Origin of the sequence: Mycolicibacterium smegmatis, from assembly GCF_001457595.1 — a bacterium.
GTDB lineage: Bacteria > Actinomycetota > Actinomycetes > Mycobacteriales > Mycobacteriaceae > Mycobacterium > Mycobacterium smegmatis.
Genome location: NZ_LN831039.1, coordinates 6965116 through 6983267 on the forward strand (window position 1 = coordinate 6965116; position 18152 = coordinate 6983267).

Consider the following 18152-nt stretch of genomic DNA (forward strand, 5'->3'; position numbering starts at 1 on the left):
AGTGCGGCAGGAGCCGACCCGCGTGGCAGCTACTATCGCTTGGGTGTCCGACGGCGAACAGGCCAAACCACGACGACGCCGAGGCCGGCGCCGTGGTCATCGCCGTGCGCAACGGGCAGCAGGCCCACCCGCCGCAGGTGCCGAGCATCACACCGAACCCGCGGCGGACGCGCGCACCGAGAGCCGTGCCGACACCCGTTCCGACACCTCGTCCGCGCCGACGCCCGCCACGCAACCAGGTGAGAAGAAACCCGGCCCAGGCCGTGGCTCGCGTGCCGGCGCCGCCAAACCGACACCCAAGGACCAGCCCAAGCAGCGCAAGAACCGGCCACGCCGGCCACCGGACCGGTTGCGCACCGTGCACGAGACGTCGGCAGGCGGTCTGGTCATCGACGGCATCGACGGCCCCAAGGATTCGCAGGTCGCGGCGCTGATCGGGCGGCTCGACCGGCGCGGCCGCATGCTGTGGTCGCTGCCCAAGGGCCACATCGAACTCGGCGAGACCGCCGAGCAGACCGCGATCCGCGAGGTGGCCGAGGAGACCGGGATCCAGGGCAGCGTGCTGGCCGCGCTCGGCAGCATCGACTACTGGTTCGTCACCGAGGGCCGTCGCGTGCACAAGACCGTGCACCACTACCTCATGCGCTTCTTGGGCGGTGAGCTCTCCGACGACGACGTCGAGGTCACCGAGGTCGCCTGGGTGCCGCTGCGCGAACTGCCCTCCCGCCTGGCGTACGCCGACGAGCGCAGGCTGGCCGAAGTGGCCGGCGAGCTGATCGACAAGCTGCACACCGGTGGTCCGGCGGCCCTGCCGCCGCTGCCCCACAGTGCGCCGCGGCGACGCGCACAGACGCATTCCCACACCCGCAACCGCCGCGACGACACAGCTCAGCCCCAGGCCCGCCGGCGCACGAACGGATGCGGACAGGGACCGTGACCCGGGCCGGCTACAGGGTCGTGCGGGTCCTGCTGGTGACGGCGATCGTTGCACTGCTGACGATGATCGTCGGCCCACCCGATCTGCTGCCGCGCGCCGCGGCACACACCGACGAGGCGCGGTTCCTCCAGATCCACATCGACCGGATCTCACCGGACCTCGTCACCACGACGAGCGACTCGACCGTCACCGTGAGCGGCGTCGTACAGAACGTCGGCGACCGCCCCGTGCGCGACGTCGTCATCCGGATGGAGCACGCCCGCGCGGTGACCTCGTCGACGCAGCTGCGCACCGACCTGAGCGGCAACCTGGACCAGTTCGAACCGGTCGCCGAGTTCGTCACGGTCGCCACCGAGATGCAGCGCGGGCAGTCCGTCCCGTTCACGCTGTCGTATCCCCTGCGGGCAGGCGACCGCCCCTCACTCGGTGTGCAACAGCCCGGTGTGTACCCCGTGCTGATCAACGTCAACGGCACACCCGACTACGGCGCCCCGGCCCGCCTCGACGACGCACGGTTTCTGCTGCCGGTCCTCGGCGTCCCGCCCGACCAGCCGACCGAGGCCGCATCGGCCGCCGACAACCTCAACTCCGTGGTCCCGCCGGACACGTCCGACCCCGTGCAGCTGACCGTGCTGTGGCCACTGGCCGACCGGCCGCGGCTCGCGGCGGGCGCGCCCGGCGGCACCACCCCGGTGCGGCTGGTCGACGACGAACTCGCCACCGAGCTGGCACCCGGCGGGCGTCTGGACACGCTGCTCTCGGCGGTGGACTTCGCGACCGGCCCGACCGTCGACTCCTCGGGTCAGGTGCGCGCGGCGCTGTGCCTCGCGGTGGACCCGGACCTGCTGGTCACCGTCAACGCGATGACCGCGGGTTACGTCGTCAACGACGGACCCGATGCCGGACGGTTCACGCCCACACGTCCCGGCGCCGGGCAGGAGGCCGCGATCGCGTGGCTCAACCGGCTGCGCGGGCTGGCCCAGCGCATGTGCGTCGCCCCGACCACCTACGCCCAGGCCGACCTCGCGGCGCTGCACCGCGTCGGCGACCGCGGGCTCAGCGCGATCGCCACCACGAGCCCCGCCGACATCGTCGACCGGATCCTCGGCGTCCGGACCATCCGCGGCGCCACGCTCGTCGGCGACGGTCCCCTGACCCGGCCCGCCCTCGACCTGCTCACGTCGCAGGGCAACCGGACCGTGGCGATCGGGGCCACCCCCGTCTCCACTGAGGAGACCGGTACGCCGCAGAGCGCCGACCTCACGCCGCTGCGCTACAGCCCGACCGTGTCGGTGGCGCCTTTCGACCCGGCGGTCGGTGCGGCCCTGGCCGGTGCGGGCACCGATCCGGTTTCGCCGTCCTACCTGGACCCCTCGCTGGACATCCCCGTCGACCACGACTCGCAGATCGCGCGACGGCAGTCGGCACTGGGCGCCCTGCTGTGGCGCGGGCTGTCCCCCGAGCTCACCCCGCGCACGCAGATCGTCATGCCGCCGCTGGTGTGGAGCCTGGGGCCCGATGATGCGCAGGCCATCCTCACCACCATCGCGACGACGATCCACGCGGGGCTGGCCGTGCCCCGTCCGCTCGGTGCCGTGATCGCGCAGGGCGACGCGCTGCCCGCCGAACCGGCACAACCGGCACCCGAGGCGTTCGGCAATCCGGCCGGCCGCTTCGACGACGACATCATCGGCGGCATCGCGGGCGTGACGGGCCGGTTGTGGGGTCTGACATCGGCGCTGACCACCGATGAACGCACCGGCCTGACCGGCGTGCAGTACACCGCGCCGCTGCGGGAGGACATGCTGCGCGCGCTGAGCCAGTCGGTGCCGGCCGCGGCCCGCAACGCCGAGGCACGCCAGCGTCTGGGCACGGTGGTGCGCAGCGTCAACGACATGTTCGCCGCGGTCACGGTCGTCAACCCGGGCGGCGCCTACACGCTGGCCACCGAACGCAGCCCGTTGCCGATGGCGCTGCGCAACGACCTCCCGGTGCCCATCCGGGTGCGCCTGCACATCAACGCACCGCCGGGCATGACGGTCACCGACATGGGCGAGATCGAGCTGCCGCCCGGCTACCTACCGCTGCGCGTGCCCATCGAGGTGCACTTCACGCAACGCGTCGCCGTCGACGTCACCCTGCAGACCGTCGACGGGCTCCCCCTCGGCGAGCCCGTCCGGTTGTCGGTGCACTCCAACGCCTACGGCAAGGTGCTGTTCTTCATCACGCTGTCGGCCGGTGCCGTGCTGTTCCTGCTCGCGGGCCGGCGGCTGTGGCACCGGTTCCGCGGCCAGCCCGACCGCGCCGACCTGACCCCGCCCGGCGAGCACCACGACCCGCTGGAGGTCGCGCTGGCGTTCGGCGAGGCCGACACGTCGAACACCCCGGACGCCGCCGACACCCCCGCGGACGGGCGGCGATGAACGCAACCCAGCCGCAGCGCCCGCCCGGGCCGCGGCGTCTTCCGCGCGGACCCGCGCCCCGCCGCAGGGCCGGGCAGGAGGAACTCTCCGACGCCGCGGTGGTGTCGCGCTCGTGGGGTATGGCGATGGCCACCCTGATCAGCCGCATCACCGGGTTCATCCGGATCGTGCTGCTGGCCGCCATCCTCGGCGCGGCGCTGTCCAGCGCGTTCTCGGTGGCCAACCAGCTGCCCAACCTCATCGCGGCGCTGGTGCTCGAGGCGACCTTCACCGCGATCTTCGTGCCGGTGCTGGCCCGCGCCGAGCGCGACGACCCCGACGGCGGGGCGGCGTTCGTGCGCAGGCTCGTCACGCTGGTCACCACGCTGCTGCTGGTGACGACGCTCGTGTCGGTGGCCGCGGCCCCGGCGCTGGTGCGGTTGATGCTGGGCGACGACCCCCAGGTCAACGAGCCGCTCACCACGGCATTCGCCTACCTGCTGCTGCCGCAGGTGCTGTTCTACGGGTTGTCGTCGGTGTTCATGGCGATCCTCAACACGCGCAACGTGTTCGGCCCGCCCGCGTGGGCACCTGTGCTCAACAACGTCGTCGCGATCGCCACGCTCGGCGCGTACCTGCTGGTCCCGGGGGAACTGTCGGTCGACCCGGTGCAGATGGGCAACGCCAAGCTGCTGGTGCTGGGCGTCGGCACCACGCTGGGTGTGGTCGCCCAGTGTTCGGTGCTGCTGCCCGCGATCCGCCGGGAACGCATCAGCCTGCGGCCCCTGTGGGGCATCGACGACCGGCTCAAGAAGTTCGGGGCGATGGCCGCCGCGATGGTGCTCTACGTGCTGATCAGCCAGATCGGGCTGGTGGTGGGCAACCAGATCGCCAGCGGCGCGGCCGCCTCGGGCCCGGCGATCTACAACTACGCGTGGCTGGTGCTGCAGCTGCCGTTCGGGATGATCGGCGTGACCGTGCTGACCGTGGTGATGCCGCGGCTGAGCCGCAACGCCGCCAAGAACGACATCCCCGCCGTGCTGGGCGATCTGTCACTCGCGACGCGGCTCACGATGATCACGCTGATCCCGATCGTCGCGCTCATGACCGTCGGCGGACCGGCGATCGGCACCGCGCTGTTCGCGTACGGCAACTTCGGCCGGGTCGACGCCGGCTACCTGGGCCTGGCGATCTCGCTGTCGGCGTTCACCCTGATCCCGTATGCGCTGGTGCTGTTGCAGCTGCGGGTGTTCTACGCCAGGGAGCGCGCCTGGACACCGATCATCGTCATCATCGTGATCACGGTCGTGAAGATCGCCGGATCGGTGGCCGCACCCCATCTGACGAACAACCCCGAAATGGTCGCGGGATATCTGGGTGCGGCCAACGGGCTGGGCTTCATGGCGGGCGCGATCGTGGGCCACGTCCTGTTGCGCGCCAACCTCGACCCGCCCGGCGGACGGCTCGTGAGCCTCACGGTGGTGCGCACCATCCTGGTCACGATCACCGCGTCGCTACTGGCGGTGCTCGTCGCCGTGGTCGTCGATCAGCTACTGGGGGTGGAACAGCTGACCGTTCGCTTCGGCGCGGGCGGTTCGATGATCCGCCTCGTCGTGCTGGGGCTGATCATGCTCCCGATCATTGCTGGCGTGTTGATCGCGGCGAAAGTGCCCGAGGCACAGGCCGCGATCCGCGTCGTCCGCGGGCGGCTGGGCCGCTTCGGCGGCAAAGAAACCTCCGCCGTTGACGCCGCCGAAAAGGTAGCCCTGCAAACTAACGGTCCTGCTGTCCCGCCTCGGACCGCTGGTGCGGTCACGTACCCTGATCAGAGGAATTCTTCTCCCCACCGGGGGCCGACCACCCCGGCTCCCGGCTGGGTAGGGGCTCCGGCCTCCGTTGCCGGAGCGGGGACTCGGAAAGGATCACCGGTGACCGACGAATCTGCGGGCGGCCCGGCACTTGACGGGACCGCGACCACCAAGCTGCCCCGCCAGGCGCCCGACGATTTCCAGCCCGATGTCGCCGACGACGAGAGCGAGGCCGCGGGCGCGGAGCCGACCGTCGAGGAGACCGTCTCGCTGCCGAACGGTTCCGGGCGTCCGCCCGCCGATTACGGCGGCGACCCCACGCGTGAACCGATCTCCTTCGCCCCGCCGCGTGAGCCTGCCGTCGAATCCGCGACCTCAGGTGATGACGTCCACCTGATCCCTGGCGCGACCATCGCCGACGGCCGCTACCGCCTGTTGGTGTTCCACGGCGGCCCGCCGCATCTGCAGTTCTGGCAGGCCCTGGACACCGCGCTGGACCGCCAGGTGGCGCTGACGTTCGTCGATCCCGACGCCAAACTGCCGGATTCCCAGGTGCAGGACATCCTGTCGCGCACGCTCAAGCTCAGCCGGCTCGACGTGCCGGGCATCGCCCGGGTGCTCGACGTGGCCCACAGCGGATCCGGCGGGCTCATCGTCTCGGAGTGGATCCGCGGTGGATCGCTGGCAGAGGTCGCCGACACCGCGCCGTCGCCGATCGGTGGCGCCCGCGCGATCCAGTCGCTGGCCGCGGCCGCCGAGGCCGCGCACCGCGCGGGGGTGGCCCTGTCGATCGACCATCCCAGCCGCGTGCGCGTGAGCATCGAGGGCGACGTCGCCCTCGCCTTCCCCGCGACGCTGCCCGACGCCACACCCGACGACGACATCCGCGGTATCGGCGCGGCGCTGTATGCGCTGCTGGTCAACCGGTGGCCGCTGCCCGAGTCCGGAGAGCCCAGCGGCCTCGAACCCGCAGCGCTCGACGCGGCCGGTCAACCGGTCGAACCGCGCGCCGTCGACCGCGACATCCCGTTCCAGATCTCGGCCGCCGCGGCCAGGGCCGTGCAGCCCGGCGGCGGCATCCGCAGCGCGCCGACACTGCTGAACCTGCTGCAGCAGGCCACCGCGATCGCCGACCGCACCGAACTTCTCGAATCGGTCGAACAGACGCCCGCCGCAGCCGCCGCGACCCCGCACACCGACGGCGCCGACGCCGAGGCGCGGCGACGCCGTGCCCTCATCGTGGGTCTGTCCGCGGGTGCGGCGATCATCGTCGTCGCGCTGGTGGTGATGGCGACGATCCTCAGCCGGATCTTCGGCGACGTGGGCGGCGGGATCAACCGTGATCAGCTCGGGCTCAACGCGCCGAGCTCGGAAACCGAGTCCGAGGGCGGCGACACCGCCGCAGCCGGCGCCACGGTGAAACCCGTTCGCGCGACGGTGTTCTCGCCCGAGGGTGAAGCCGACAACCCCGGTCAGGCCGAACTCGCGATCGACGGCAGCAGCAGCACCATGTGGTCCACCGACACCTATTCCGATCCGGTGCCGTTCCCCGGGTTCAAGAACGGTGTCGGCCTGATCCTGCAGTTGCCCCAGCCCACGGTGATCGGATCGGTGGATCTCAACGTCACCAGCACGGGCACCGCGGTGCAACTGCGTGCGGCCAACAGCAACTCGCCGTCCTCGCTGTCGGACACCACCGAGCTGACGTCGCCGACCACGCTCAAGACCGGGTCCAACACCATCTCGGTGGGGCGTGCGGCGCCGACGCAGTATCTGCTGGTGTGGATCTCGACGCTGGGCACCGTGGACGGCAAGAGCAAGACCGACATCTCCGACATCACGGTCAAAGCCGCCTCCTGAGCCGGTTATCCCCAACCGCGGGGTCCGCTGACCTCGCGGTTCGGGCGTGCGGCGAAAACTTGTGTCCTGCAGGTGCCCTGACACCGTTTAGGTTCGGCATGTGGGACGGGGAGAGTTTGCGGGGGCGGCGCACACGCGCTCGGATGCCGAACTGCTCGCGGCCCACGTCGCCGGGGACCGGTACGCGTTCGAGGAACTGGTGCTGCGCCACCACCGCCAGCTGCGCCGGCTGGCCTACCTGACCAGCAACCACCTCGACGACGCCGACGACGCCGTCCAGGAGGCGTTGCTCAAGGCCCATCGCACCGCGGCCACATTCCGGTTCGACTGCGCGGTGAGCAGCTGGCTGTACCGCATCGTGGTCAACGCCTGCCTGGATCGCCTGCGCCGCAGCAGAACTCAGCCGTCGGCCACCCACTACGTCGAACTCGGCCACGTCAACCACCTGCGCGATCCGGCCGCCGACCCGGCGCCGCGTGTCACGACGGCGATCACGGTGGAACGCGCACTGCTGCAGCTGCCGGTCGATCAGCGTGCCGCGGTGGTCGCGGTCGACATGCAGGGATATTCGGTGGCAGAGACCGCACGGCTGCTCGGCGTCGCCGAAGGCACCATCAAGAGCCGGTGTGCCCGCGCACGAGCCAAACTGGCGCGCACGCTGCAGTATTTTGATGGCGATGAACCGCAGCCCGCGACCAGCGCCCATCGAGGAGCCGCTCACCCCTGAGCTGCTGGCCGACCTGCAGGCCGGGCTCCTCGACGACGCGACCGCGGCCCGGGTGCGCAGGCGCGTGCGCGACGATCCCGAGGCGGCCGACATGCTCGCCGCGCTCGAGCGGGTTCGCCGCGACCTCGCCGGACTGGGTGCCGAGCTCGACGCCGAGTCGGCACCACCCGTGCCACCGGAGGTGAGCGCCAAGCTGATCGCGGCCCTGCGCGCCGAACGCCCGCGACATGCGCGCCGCTGGCGTCGCATCGGCGCGATCATCGGCGGCTGCGCAGCACTCGTCGCCGTCGCAATCGGGGCGGTCATGCTGCAGCGCCCGGCCCCGCTGTCGAAACCACCGGCGCCCACGGGTCAGTTCGGCCGCATCACCACCACACCGGTGCCCTCCGACCTGGGCCTCACCGAGGCGCAGGTGCTCGCGGTGCTCACCACGCCGCCCGATTTCGGCCCGCTGGCCGACCCGGCGCGGCGGACCGGCTGTCTGGCAGCGCTCGGTTACCCGCCGGGGATCCGCGTGCTCGGTGCACGCCCGCTCGACGTGGCAGGCCGGCGGGGGGTCCTGATCCTGCTGGCCGACGACCGGCCCGACACGCTCACGGGCCTCGTGGTGCCCGCCGACTGCGCGGACGGCGCCACACCCACGCCGATCGCCCGCACGGTGGTCCGGCAACCGGCGGCACGCCCGTAGTCTTGCAGCAAAATGTGCGTCCGGTCCCACACCTTCGGCGGGAACAGCGCAGCATAGGCTGGCGTTTATGACGGTGCCGGGAAATTTCCGGCGGAAAGGCCCATATGTCCACTTCACAGACGGTTCACGACGTCATCATCATCGGTTCCGGCCCGGCCGGGTACACCGCGGCGATCTATGCGGCCCGCGCTCAGCTCAAGCCCCTGGTGTTCGAGGGCACACAGTTCGGCGGCGCGTTGATGACCACCACCGAGGTGGAGAACTACCCGGGCTTCCGTGAGGGCATCACGGGTCCGGAGCTGATGGATCAGATGCGCGAGCAGGCGCTGCGGTTCGGCGCGGACCTGCGCATGGAAGACGTCGACGCAGTACAGCTCGAAGGCCCCGTCAAGACCGTCGTGGTCGGCGACGAGACCCACCAGGCCCGCGCGGTCATCCTGGCGATGGGCGCGGCCGCACGCCACCTCGGCGTGCCCGGCGAGGAAGCGTTGACCGGCATGGGTGTGAGCACCTGCGCGACGTGCGACGGCTTCTTCTTCCGCGACCAGGACATCGCGGTGGTCGGCGGCGGCGACTCGGCGATGGAGGAAGCGACGTTCCTCACACGCTTTGCCCGCAGTGTGACGTTGATCCACCGCCGCGACGAGTTCCGCGCGTCCAAGATCATGCTGGAGCGGGCCCGCGCCAACGAGAAGATCACGTTCCTCACCAACACCGAGATCACCCAGATCGAGGGTGACCCGAAGGTCACGGGTGTGCGCCTGCGCGACACCGTGACGGGCGAGGAGTCCAAGCTCGACGTCACCGGCGTGTTCGTCGCGATCGGCCACGACCCGCGATCGGAGCTCGTGCGCGGTCAGGTCGAACTCGACGACGAGGGCTACGTCAAGGTCCAGGGCCGCACCACCTACACGTCGCTCGACGGGGTGTTCGCGGCAGGCGATCTGGTGGACCACACCTACCGCCAGGCCATCACGGCCGCGGGCAGCGGCTGTGCGGCGTCCATCGACGCCGAGCGCTGGATCGCCGAACAAGACTGATACACAATAGTTTTCGACTGACAGGAGACAGCCATGAGTGAGGACAGCGCGACCGTCGCGGTCACCGACGATTCGTTCTCCACCGACGTGCTGGGAAGCAGCAAGCCGGTGCTGGTCGATTTCTGGGCCACCTGGTGCGGCCCGTGCAAGATGGTCGCCCCGGTGCTCGAGGAGATCGCCGCCGAGAAGGGTGACCAACTCACCGTCGCCAAGATCGACGTCGACGCCAACCCGGCCACGGCGCGCGATTTCCAGGTCGTGTCGATCCCCACCATGATCCTGTTCAAGGATGGCGCGCCGGTGAAACGCATCGTCGGCGCCAAGGGCAAGGCCGCCCTGCTGCGCGAGCTCTCCGACGCCCTCTGACCCTCTCGGCGTCACATTGGGGGTCGATTAGAGGTCCCCAGGACGCGCTTGGCGTTTTCCGGATTCGGGTATGAGTCTGAGACAATGCTGCCTAGCTAGTCCGGCAGATTGCCGTCAACCAGCCTGGAGGGGCCCCGTATGTCGAGTCTGCGTCGCGGTGATCGCGGCGGTGCGGTCACCGAGATTCGGGCAGCACTGGCAGCGCTCGGGCTCATCGAGAACCCCGACACTGACCTGAGCACGGGCCGCCACGTGGCGCTCGATGTGTTCGATGACGAACTCGACCATGCTGTCCGCGCGTTTCAGCAGCACCGTGGTCTCCTGGTCGACGGAATCGTCGGCGAGGCGACCTACCGCGCCCTGCGCGAGGCGTCGTACCGACTCGGCGCACGCATCCTGTCGCACCAGTTCGGTGCCCCGATGTACGGCGACGACGTGGCGACGCTGCAGGCGCGGTTGCAGGACCTCGGCTTCTACACCGGCCTGGTCGACGGGTACTTCGGCCTGCAGACCCACAACGCGCTCATGTCGTATCAGCGTGAGTACGGGTTGTATCCCGACGGGATCTGCGGCCCGGAGACCCTGCGCTCGCTGTACTTCCTCGGCTCACGCGTCACCGGCGGGTCGCCGCACGCGATCCGCGAAGAGGAACTCGTGCGCCGGTCCGGTCCGCGCCTGTCGGGTAAGCGGGTCATCATCGATCCGGGCCGCGGCGGCTCCGACCACGGCCTGATCATGCAGGGGCCCCACGGGCCCATCAGTGAGGCCGACATCCTGTGGGACCTCGCGAGCCGGCTCGAGGGCCGCATGACCGCGATCGGCATGGACACCGTGTTGTCGCGCCCGCCGAACCGCAGCCCCTCCGATGCCGAGCGCGCCCAGACCGCCAACGGCGTCGGCGCCGATCTGATGATCAGCCTGCGCTGCGCGACCCAGCCCAGCCCCGCTGCCAATGGCGTCGCGTCGTTCTATTTCGGCAACTCACACGGCTCGGTGTCCACGATCGGACGCAACCTGGCCGACTTCATCCAGCGTGAAGTGGTGGCGCGCACCGGTTTACGTGACTGCCGCACACACGGCCGCACGTGGGATCTGCTGCGCCTGACGCGGATGCCCACCGTGCAGGTCGACATCGGCTACATCACCAATCCCGGTGACCGTGGTCTGCTGGTGTCCCCACAGACCCGTGACGCCATCGCCGAAGGTGTTCTCGCGGCCGTGAAGCGTCTGTACCTGCTGGGCAAGAACGACCGCCCCACAGGCACTTTCACGTTCGCCGAACTGCTCGCACACGAGTTGTCGGTCGAGCAGGCCGGCCGCGGCGCCTGAGCCCTTCCGCGTAACCCCCTGAACCGCAACCTTTTCTGATTCAGCTCACGGGAAGCACGAACCTGCGCCCACCGGTGCCTCCAGGCGGGCGCTTTCCAGCAGACGCTCCAGAGCGGCCTCGACCTCGGCCTTCCAGCCCAGGCCCTTGTCGAGCTCGAGCCGCAGCCTCGGGAAGTACGGATGCGGGGCGACGACCGTGAAGCCGACATCGGTGAGGAATCCCGCGTCGAGCATGCACTGCCCGACCGTGCAGTCCCCCAACACCTTCACTACCGGCGCGAGTTCAGGCGGCAGCGCCGCGAGGTCGTCGAGTTCGGTGAGCGCGGGCGTGTACGCGAATGCCTCGAGCGCACGTACACCGCGGCGCACCAGATCGGTGATCACCGCCGACAGCAGGCCGGCCGACATGTCCTCGGCGCATTCGGCCGAGTCGACGCCGACCGTCGTCAGCAGGATCGCGTCGGCGCTCACGGGCGCGGTCGGGAACAGCCGGGCACGCGGCACCGACGCGGGCGGCGCATAGAACGCGTAACCCAGGCACGGCTCGTCACCGGTGATCACGGCGTCGAGGTCGTCCTCGAGATCACGGCCGCGCGGAGCCTGCACCGCGAGCTGACCGCACGATCCCCACTCGAGCATGACCATCGACAGCCATGCTTCCTTCTCGAACTCCGGATCGGCGAGATGATCCTCCCCCGCGACGGTGGACGGATCGACCTCCCAGAACACGCACCGGCGCGCATGCTTGGGCAGCTGCTCGAACCCCTCGAGCCGAAGCGGCGTTATTCGTGTCGACACTGAACTCTCCGGACTTCACGCGGGCTGGAGGTGCGTGGCTGCCCCTCAAGGATAGGAGAGTGCGCGGCCCGCGGCCCAGTCCCGGCCGAAAATCTCATCCGAGACCACCTCCTACCCGAAAACCGTTGATACACAAAAGCTTTACTTCGAATGCCGGTGCGTTCACAAGGCCCGAACCGGCGAACTGTCACAGTGACAAAACGAGCGCGTGTGGTTGGTCGTCCGCTGACACCGACTTTTACTCTTTCTGGGCGCTCATCAGCTCGACGATGCGCTGCAGATCGTCCACCGACCCGAACTCGACGACGATCTTGCCCTTGCGTTTGCCGAGGCTCACGGTGACGCGCGTGTCGAACGCCGTCGAGAGCCGCTCGGCAACGTCCTGGAGACCCGGCATCTGGATCGGCTTACGGCGCGGGGCAGGCGTGGTCTTGCCTTCACGGTTCGCGAGCGTCACGGCTTCTTCCGTGGCCCGGACCGACAGCCCTTCGGCGACGATGCGCGCCGCGAGTTCCTCCTGGGCCTCCGGTCCGCCCTCGAGCGCGAGGAGCGCCCGCGCGTGGCCGGCCGAAAGTACACCCGCCGCGACACGCCGCTGCACCGCGATGGGCAGACGCAGCAGCCGGATCATGTTCGAGATGAGCGGCCGGGAGCGACCGATGCGCGCCGCGAGTTCGTCGTGGGTGACGCCGAACTCGTCGAGCAGCTGCTGATAGGCCGACGCCTCTTCGAGTGGGTTCAACTGGACGCGGTGGATGTTCTCGAGCAGTGCGTCGCGCAGCATGCCGTCGTCGGCGGTCTCGCGCACGATCGCCGGGATTGCGGTGAGGCCGGCCTGTTGAGCCGCGCGCCAGCGCCGCTCCCCCATGACGATCTGATAGCGGATGTCACCCTTGGGTTCGACCTCGCGCACGACGATCGGCTGCATGAGACCGAACTCGCGGATCGAGTGCACGAGTTCGCTCAGCGCCTCGTCGTCGAACACCTGGCGGGGCTGACGCGGGTTCGGTTCGATGGCCGTCGGGGCGATCTCGCGGTACGTCGCACCGACCTCGTCGCGGTCGAGGGGCTGCACCGCGGAGTCACCTGCGGCACCGTCCTCGGGCGGTGCCGCAGGAGCATCCGTACCCGCAGGCGGAGTCGGTGCCGACGGTGCCCCACCCATGAGGACGTCGGCCGCCGTGGCACCGATTTTCGGGCTCAACCCATCGGGTGCCCCGTCGACCGGTCCGGTGGGGATGAGCGCCGCCAGTCCCCTACCGAGTCCACTGCGCTTGCGTGCCGGCTGATTCATGCTCGTCTCCTGCTCATCACTGCATCCGCTCCCGCTGTACGCCTACTGATCATGCTGCACTACTGCTGGCGCGGCGGCGCCCCACGCTCGGCGATCTCCCGGCTCGCGTCGAGATAGCTCAGTGCTCCACGTGAACCCGGGTCGTAATTGAGGATCGTCATCCCGTAACCGGGTGCCTCCGAGACCTTCACACTGCGAGGGATGACGGTGCGCAGCACCTTGTCCCCGAAGTGCTCCCGGACGTCCTCGGCCACCTGGTCCGCGAGCTTGGTGCGGCCGTCGTACATCGTGAGGATGACGGTCGACACCGACAACTCGGGGTTGAGGTGCGCCTTGACCATCTCGATGTTGCGCAGAAGCTGACCCACGCCTTCGAGTGCGTAGTACTCGCACTGGATCGGGATCAGCACCTCGGGTGCCGCGACGAGCGCGTTGATGGTGAGCAGTCCGAGTGACGGCGGGCAGTCGATGAACACGTAGTCGAAGTTGTGGTTCTTCAACTCCGCGAGCGCGGTGCGGAGCCGGCCCTCGCGAGCCACCATGCTGACCAATTCGATCTCGGCGCCGGCGAGGTCGATGGTCGCCGGGATGCAGTACAGCCGCTCGTTGTGCGGACTCTGCTGGAGTGCTTCCTCGACGGGGATCTCACCGATGAGGACTTCGTACGATGACGGAGTGCCGGGCCGGTGCTCGATGCTCAACGCGGTGCTCGCGTTGCCCTGGGGGTCGAGATCGATGACGAGCGTTCGCAGCCCCTGCAGTGCGAGCGCCGCGGCGACGTTGACCGCCGTCGTCGTCTTGCCGACGCCGCCCTTCTGGTTGGCGATCGTGAAGACGCGCTGGCGCTCGGGACGCGGCAACTGGCGGCGTGCGGAGCTGTGGAGGACACGTGTGGCCTGTTCGGCCTCCGCGGCGATCGGCGTATCCATGGCCGCGTCGGTCACCCATGTCGAGGTCGCGCTGTCCCACGTTTCACGTGAAACATTCGGCTTCTGCACCACGCCCTGTCCTTTGCTCTGACCCGAACCCATGCTCATCTCCTGCCCGTTCTTCCCCGGGACCGCGCCGTCCGACCCGACTTGTTCCGTCCCGGTTTGGCCGCCCGCCGCCGTGCGTCGACGACGGTTACGGGCGGGCTCAAATAGTTCGCGCCACATCTCACCACCCTGGCATCCACCGCTCCGAGTGACTCCATCACACGCCGGTGTTCCTCGATCTCGACTTCGGCACGCTCGCCTTTGATCGGGAGCATCCGGCCTCCGTCCCGAAGGAACGGCACGCTCCACCGTGTCAGCTTGTCCAATGAGGCGACCGCGCGCGACGTCACCACATCCATCTCCCCCACCCGGTCGCGTACCCCTCGATCCTCGGCACGTCCACGGACCACCGTCACGTCGAGGCCGAGCTCGGTCACCGTCTCGCGGAGGAACTCGCTTCTCCGGAGGAGGGGCTCGATCAGTGTCACGTGGATGTCGGGACGCGCCAGCGCCAACGGTATCCCGGGGAGTCCGGCCCCACTACCGATGTCGGCGACGCGCTCCCCCGGCTCCATGAGTTCACCGAGAGCCGCGCTGTTGAGGATGTGCCGCTCCCACACCCGGTCGACTTCGCGCGGGCCGAGGAGTCCCCACTCGACCCCGGCGCCGGCGAGGATCCTGGCGTACAGTTCCGCCGCCTCAAGCCGGTCGCCGAATACAAGAGAAGCGGCCTCTGGGGTCGCAGGAACGGATCCATGTTTCACGTGAAACATCCTCCGCACTCCCGCGGCCAACCCAGAGGCCGCATCTGAACTACACCGATGTAACTAGCCGAGCAGGATGACAACGCGGCGAGAGGGCTCGACCCCTTCACTCTCGCTGCGGACGCCGTCGATGGCCGCCACGGCGTCGTGGACGATCTTGCGCTCGAACGGAGTCATCGGCGCGAGTTCCTCTCGCTGGCCGGTCTCCAGGACCCGGCGGGCCACCTTCTCACCGAGCGCCGCGAGCTCGTCGCGACGACGGCGGCGCCAGCGCGCGATGTCGAGCATCAGGCGGCTGCGCTCACCGGTCTTCTGGTGCACCGCCAGCCGCGTCAGTTCCTGCAGCGCGTCGAGCACCTCACCCTTGCGCCCGACCAGCTTGCTCAGATCGTTGCCCCCGTCGATGCTGACGACCGCGCGGTCGCCCTCGACATCGAGGTCGATGTCCCCGTCGAAGTCCAGGAGGTCCAACAGCTCCTCGAGGTAGTCGCCGGCGATCTCGCCCTCGGCGACCAAGCGCTCTTCGAGATCGTCCTCGGCGCCCACCGCAGGCGCCGTCGTCTCGACCTTGTCGTCCTGGTCGGCGCCGGGGTCAGTCGTCTGTGCGTCTGTCATATCCGTCTCTCCCTACTCGTGCCAGTCGGAACTGGTCATCGTTTCCGCTTCTTGGGGCGCGCTCCCGGCTTGGGCGTCCGGTTCGTCGGCGTTGTACCCGACGTACCCGACGCGCCCGTCGCGCCCGAATCCGTGGTCGGCTCACTCGTCCCCGACGACTCTCCGGTCAGTTCGGTGGCGGAGCCGGCCTCACCTTCGGTACCGGCCTGACCCCCGGGCTGAGCCTTCTTCGCCCGATTCGGCTTGGCGCCCGGCGCAGGTGCGTTGGCCGCGCGGCGCTCCAGCATCTCGGCCTTCTTGGCTTCTTCTTCCTTCTCGATCTTTCCGAACACGTAGTGCTGCTGACCGTAGGTCCAGATGTTGTTCGCGAGCCAGTACATGATCACGGCGAGCGGAAGGAACGGACCACCGACGACGACGCCGAGCGGGAACACGTAGAGCGCGAGCTTGTTCATCATCGCGGTCTGCGGGTTGGCCGCGGCTTCCACACTCTGGCGCGCGACCGAGGCCCGGCTGTTGAAGTGAGTCGCGATGCCGGCGAGGATCATGATCGGCACACCGACCACGATGACGGCCAGGCGGTTGAATTCGGTGAACGCCTCGAGGCCGTGCTGCTGGATCATCGTCGCGCCCAGCGGGGCGCCGAACAGGTTCGCGTCGAGGAAGTGCTGTACGTCGGTCGCGCTGAAGACGTAGTTGCCCAGCGACCGGTTCTCCTCGACCGAAAGGCCCAGCCGGCCGATGCCGGTCTGCGTCCGGTTGAAGGACATCAGCACGTGGTAGAGGCCCAGGAACACGGGCACCTGCGCGAGCATCGGCAGACACCCGAGGATCGGGTTGAACCCGTGTTCCTTCTGCAGCTTCTGCATCTCCAGCGCCATGCGCTGGCGGTCCTTGCCGTACTTCTTCTGCAACGCCTTGATCTGCGGCTGCAGCTCCTGCATCTGGCGCGTCGTACGGATCTGCTTGACGAACGGCTTGTACAGGATGGCGCGCAGCGTGAACACCAGGAACATCACCGACAGCGCCCAGGCGAAGAAATTGGTGGGGCCCAGCAGGAACGAGAACGCCTTGTACCAGACCCACATGATCGCCGACACCGGGTAATAAATGATGTCCAAGCTGAAGAAGTTAAACACGCGACTTGCTCTCCCCTCGCTTCGCTGGGGTTTCCCAGACTGGGTTTTCGGCGGCTGCTGTCTCCGCGGAGACTCCGGCGACGGTCTCGGTCTCGTGAGCGCAGCGCTCCGGTATCGGGTCCCATCCTCCCTGATGCCACGGACCGCATTTGAGGAGCCGGACGGTGGCCAGCCAGGTTCCGCGGATCAACCCGTATTCGGTCAGCGCATCGACGGCGTACTGACTACAGGTGGGCATGAACCGGCATGTGGGAAGCCGCAGAGGGGAGATGGTGTGGCGGTACAGCTGGATCACGTAGATCACCGCGCGGACTGCCCGCACGCCGATACGGCGTCTCATGGGGACGCCCTGCGCTTCGAGCTCACCCGCTCGAGCGCTTGACCCAACTGTCGTTCCAAACGGGACGACGTGGCGTCACGACTGCTCGGCCTGGCCCGGATCACGATGAGATCGGCAGGGTCAAGACCGGATACGAACGTTTTGGCGACGTGCCGCAGACGGCGGGACACGCGGTGACGCTCCACCGCGTTGCCGACGGCTTTGGACACGATCAGACCGATCCGCGGCCCGTTCGCGTCGCCGTCATCGCCGGCATTGCCTGCGTTGCTTTCAAGGCGCAACGCGTGTACGACGACATCGGGTTGCGCGGCACGCACGCCGCGACTGACGGTGACACTGAACTCCGCGGACCGCCTCATCCGGTTTCGAGCCGGAAGCACCGCGCTGGATCCTGCCTGTGCCGGCGCAGGATCACGCAGTGAGCGCGCGACGGCCCTTGCTACGCCGGTTGGCAACGATCGCGCGGCCGGCGCGGGTGCGCATCCGCAGCCGGAACCCGTGAACACGCGCACGGCGGCGGTTGTTGGGCTGGAAGGTCCGCTTGCCCTTGGCCACGGCAATCTCTCCTTGTATTCGTATGGCGACCGCGGCCGCTCGACACTGTCGTGTCGATCAGACGCGCCCACCGTCACTAAGCTCGTTAAGCTTCGTCGGTCGTGCTTTACTAACCGGCGCGGTCTCCGGGCGGACCCGGGCGCAGCCGTATCGCCACGTGCGGGCGACTGCTCGAGGGTACTGACGAGATTTGCCTGGGTCAAACCTGCTCCAACCGCTTGATTGGATGCTGCCCAGAGTGTTGCAGAACTGTTGGCACTCGGTCAGAAAACTGTTAGCTTCTGGCAATGCCGTTCTGCTTTCGGACGGCCACCGACAATGAAACGAGGACGTCGCAGAGCCGCCCACCGCTCAGCACGGGGCGAATTCGAGCTGACACCCCCTCACTACACACAAGAGAGCGACGACGGCTGTCCTTTCTCCACAAGCTGTGGATAAATATGTGGACAGATCGCCATCGTTCTTTTGGTCGTCCATGGGTCGACCCCAGCGCCTCAAAGGGGGTAATCGTCC

General features: G+C 68.8%; 17 protein-coding genes. 8 read left to right on the forward strand and 9 right to left on the reverse strand.

Annotated elements, in window-relative coordinates; all coding sequences use genetic code 11:
* The first annotated feature begins 43 nt into the window (after positions 1-43).
* The 8 genes from AT701_RS33825 to AT701_RS33860 all read left to right on the forward strand — a co-directional run bounded on the left by AT701_RS33825 (position 44) and on the right by AT701_RS33860 (position 11157).
* On the forward strand, positions 44-937 hold the full coding sequence (locus AT701_RS33825) for an NUDIX hydrolase (RefSeq protein ID WP_011731632.1): 894 nt from the start codon (positions 44-46) through the stop codon (positions 935-937).
* Positions 919-3360 carry a DUF6049 family protein gene (locus AT701_RS33830; RefSeq protein WP_014878804.1) on the forward strand — a complete coding sequence of 814 codons (2442 nt, stop codon included), beginning with the start codon at positions 919-921 and terminating at the stop codon, positions 3358-3360. Before AT701_RS33825 ends, AT701_RS33830 begins: the two co-directional genes overlap by 19 nt.
* Entirely contained in the window at positions 3357-7007 is a 3651-nt protein-coding gene (gene murJ / locus AT701_RS33835) for a murein biosynthesis integral membrane protein MurJ (RefSeq protein WP_058127466.1), read from the forward strand. Before AT701_RS33830 ends, murJ begins: the two co-directional genes overlap by 4 nt.
* 100 nt (positions 7008-7107) lie before the next feature.
* A complete protein-coding gene (sigM, locus tag AT701_RS33840; protein WP_058127467.1) occupies positions 7108-7734 on the forward strand; it encodes an RNA polymerase sigma factor SigM in 627 nt (208 codons plus the stop codon).
* The gene (locus tag AT701_RS33845) at positions 7685-8422 is read left to right on the forward strand and encodes an RsmA family anti-sigma factor (protein WP_058127468.1); all 738 of its coding nucleotides are present in this window, start codon (positions 7685-7687) and stop codon (positions 8420-8422) included. Before sigM ends, AT701_RS33845 begins: the two co-directional genes overlap by 50 nt.
* Positions 8423-8526: 104 nt before the next feature.
* On the forward strand, positions 8527-9462 hold the full coding sequence (trxB, locus tag AT701_RS33850; RefSeq protein ID WP_058127469.1) for a thioredoxin-disulfide reductase: 936 nt from the start codon (positions 8527-8529) through the stop codon (positions 9460-9462).
* A 33-nt stretch (positions 9463-9495) separates the two neighbouring features.
* The gene (trxA, locus tag AT701_RS33855; RefSeq protein ID WP_011731639.1) at positions 9496-9828 is read left to right on the forward strand and encodes a thioredoxin; all 333 of its coding nucleotides are present in this window, start codon (positions 9496-9498) and stop codon (positions 9826-9828) included.
* Between the two features lie 138 nt (positions 9829-9966).
* Complete coding sequence (locus AT701_RS33860) at positions 9967-11157, forward strand: N-acetylmuramoyl-L-alanine amidase (protein ID WP_003898354.1); 1191 nt, start codon at positions 9967-9969, stop codon at positions 11155-11157.
* Positions 11158-11202: 45 nt separating this feature from the next.
* Here AT701_RS33860 and AT701_RS33865 read toward each other — a convergent pair whose 3' ends face one another.
* The 9 genes from AT701_RS33865 to rpmH form a co-directional block, all read right to left on the reverse strand.
* Positions 11203-11955: a hypothetical protein gene (locus tag AT701_RS33865; protein WP_011731640.1), complete on the reverse strand. Its 753-nt coding sequence runs from the start codon at positions 11953-11955 to the stop codon at positions 11203-11205.
* Between the two features lie 238 nt (positions 11956-12193).
* Entirely contained in the window at positions 12194-13249 is a 1056-nt protein-coding gene (locus tag AT701_RS33870; RefSeq protein ID WP_058127470.1) for a ParB/RepB/Spo0J family partition protein, read from the reverse strand.
* Positions 13250-13308: 59 nt separating this feature from the next.
* A complete protein-coding gene (parA, locus tag AT701_RS33875) occupies positions 13309-14280 on the reverse strand; it encodes a chromosome partitioning ATPase ParA (protein WP_036454978.1) in 972 nt (323 codons plus the stop codon).
* A 2-nt stretch (positions 14281-14282) separates the two neighbouring features.
* On the reverse strand, positions 14283-14999 hold the full coding sequence (gene rsmG, locus AT701_RS33880; protein ID WP_058127471.1) for a 16S rRNA (guanine(527)-N(7))-methyltransferase RsmG: 717 nt from the start codon (positions 14997-14999) through the stop codon (positions 14283-14285).
* Positions 15000-15053: 54 nt separating this feature from the next.
* Complete coding sequence (locus AT701_RS33885) at positions 15054-15605, reverse strand: Jag family protein (RefSeq protein WP_003898359.1); 552 nt, start codon at positions 15603-15605, stop codon at positions 15054-15056.
* Between the two features lie 35 nt (positions 15606-15640).
* Positions 15641-16744, reverse strand: a complete 1104-nt coding sequence (yidC, locus tag AT701_RS33890; RefSeq protein WP_036454144.1) for a membrane protein insertase YidC — start codon at positions 16742-16744, stop codon at positions 15641-15643.
* Positions 16737-17084: a membrane protein insertion efficiency factor YidD gene (gene yidD / locus AT701_RS33895; protein WP_011731645.1), complete on the reverse strand. Its 348-nt coding sequence runs from the start codon at positions 17082-17084 to the stop codon at positions 16737-16739. The genes yidC and yidD overlap by 8 nt, the downstream gene beginning before the upstream one ends.
* The gene (rnpA, locus tag AT701_RS33900) at positions 17081-17464 is read right to left on the reverse strand and encodes a ribonuclease P protein component (RefSeq protein ID WP_058127472.1); all 384 of its coding nucleotides are present in this window, start codon (positions 17462-17464) and stop codon (positions 17081-17083) included. Before rnpA ends, yidD begins: the two co-directional genes overlap by 4 nt.
* 31 nt (positions 17465-17495) lie before the next feature.
* The gene (rpmH, locus tag AT701_RS33905; protein WP_003898363.1) at positions 17496-17639 is read right to left on the reverse strand and encodes a 50S ribosomal protein L34; all 144 of its coding nucleotides are present in this window, start codon (positions 17637-17639) and stop codon (positions 17496-17498) included.
* Positions 17640-18152: the final 513 nt, after the last annotated feature.

Bases quoted from the DNA above. Each gene is read 5' to 3' on its own strand.
- AT701_RS33830 (WP_014878804.1), top strand. From the start codon at position 919: ATGCGGACAGGGACCGTGACCCGGGCCGGCTACAGGGTCGTGCGGGTC.
- murJ (WP_058127466.1), top strand. From the start codon at position 3,357: ATGAACGCAACCCAGCCGCAGCGCCCGCCCGGGCCGCGGCGTCTTCCG.
- AT701_RS33845 (WP_058127468.1), top strand. From the start codon at position 7,685: ATGAACCGCAGCCCGCGACCAGCGCCCATCGAGGAGCCGCTCACCCCT.
- trxB (WP_058127469.1), top strand. From the start codon at position 8,527: ATGTCCACTTCACAGACGGTTCACGACGTCATCATCATCGGTTCCGGC.
- trxA (WP_011731639.1), top strand. From the start codon at position 9,496: ATGAGTGAGGACAGCGCGACCGTCGCGGTCACCGACGATTCGTTCTCC.
- AT701_RS33860 (WP_003898354.1), top strand. From the start codon at position 9,967: ATGTCGAGTCTGCGTCGCGGTGATCGCGGCGGTGCGGTCACCGAGATT.
- AT701_RS33870 (WP_058127470.1), bottom strand. From the start codon at position 13,249: ATGAATCAGCCGGCACGCAAGCGCAGTGGACTCGGTAGGGGACTGGCG.
- parA (WP_036454978.1), bottom strand. From the start codon at position 14,280: ATGGGTTCGGGTCAGAGCAAAGGACAGGGCGTGGTGCAGAAGCCGAAT.
- rsmG (WP_058127471.1), bottom strand. From the start codon at position 14,999: ATGTTTCACGTGAAACATGGATCCGTTCCTGCGACCCCAGAGGCCGCT.
- AT701_RS33885 (WP_003898359.1), bottom strand. From the start codon at position 15,605: ATGACAGACGCACAGACGACTGACCCCGGCGCCGACCAGGACGACAAG.
- yidD (WP_011731645.1), bottom strand. From the start codon at position 17,084: ATGAGACGCCGTATCGGCGTGCGGGCAGTCCGCGCGGTGATCTACGTG.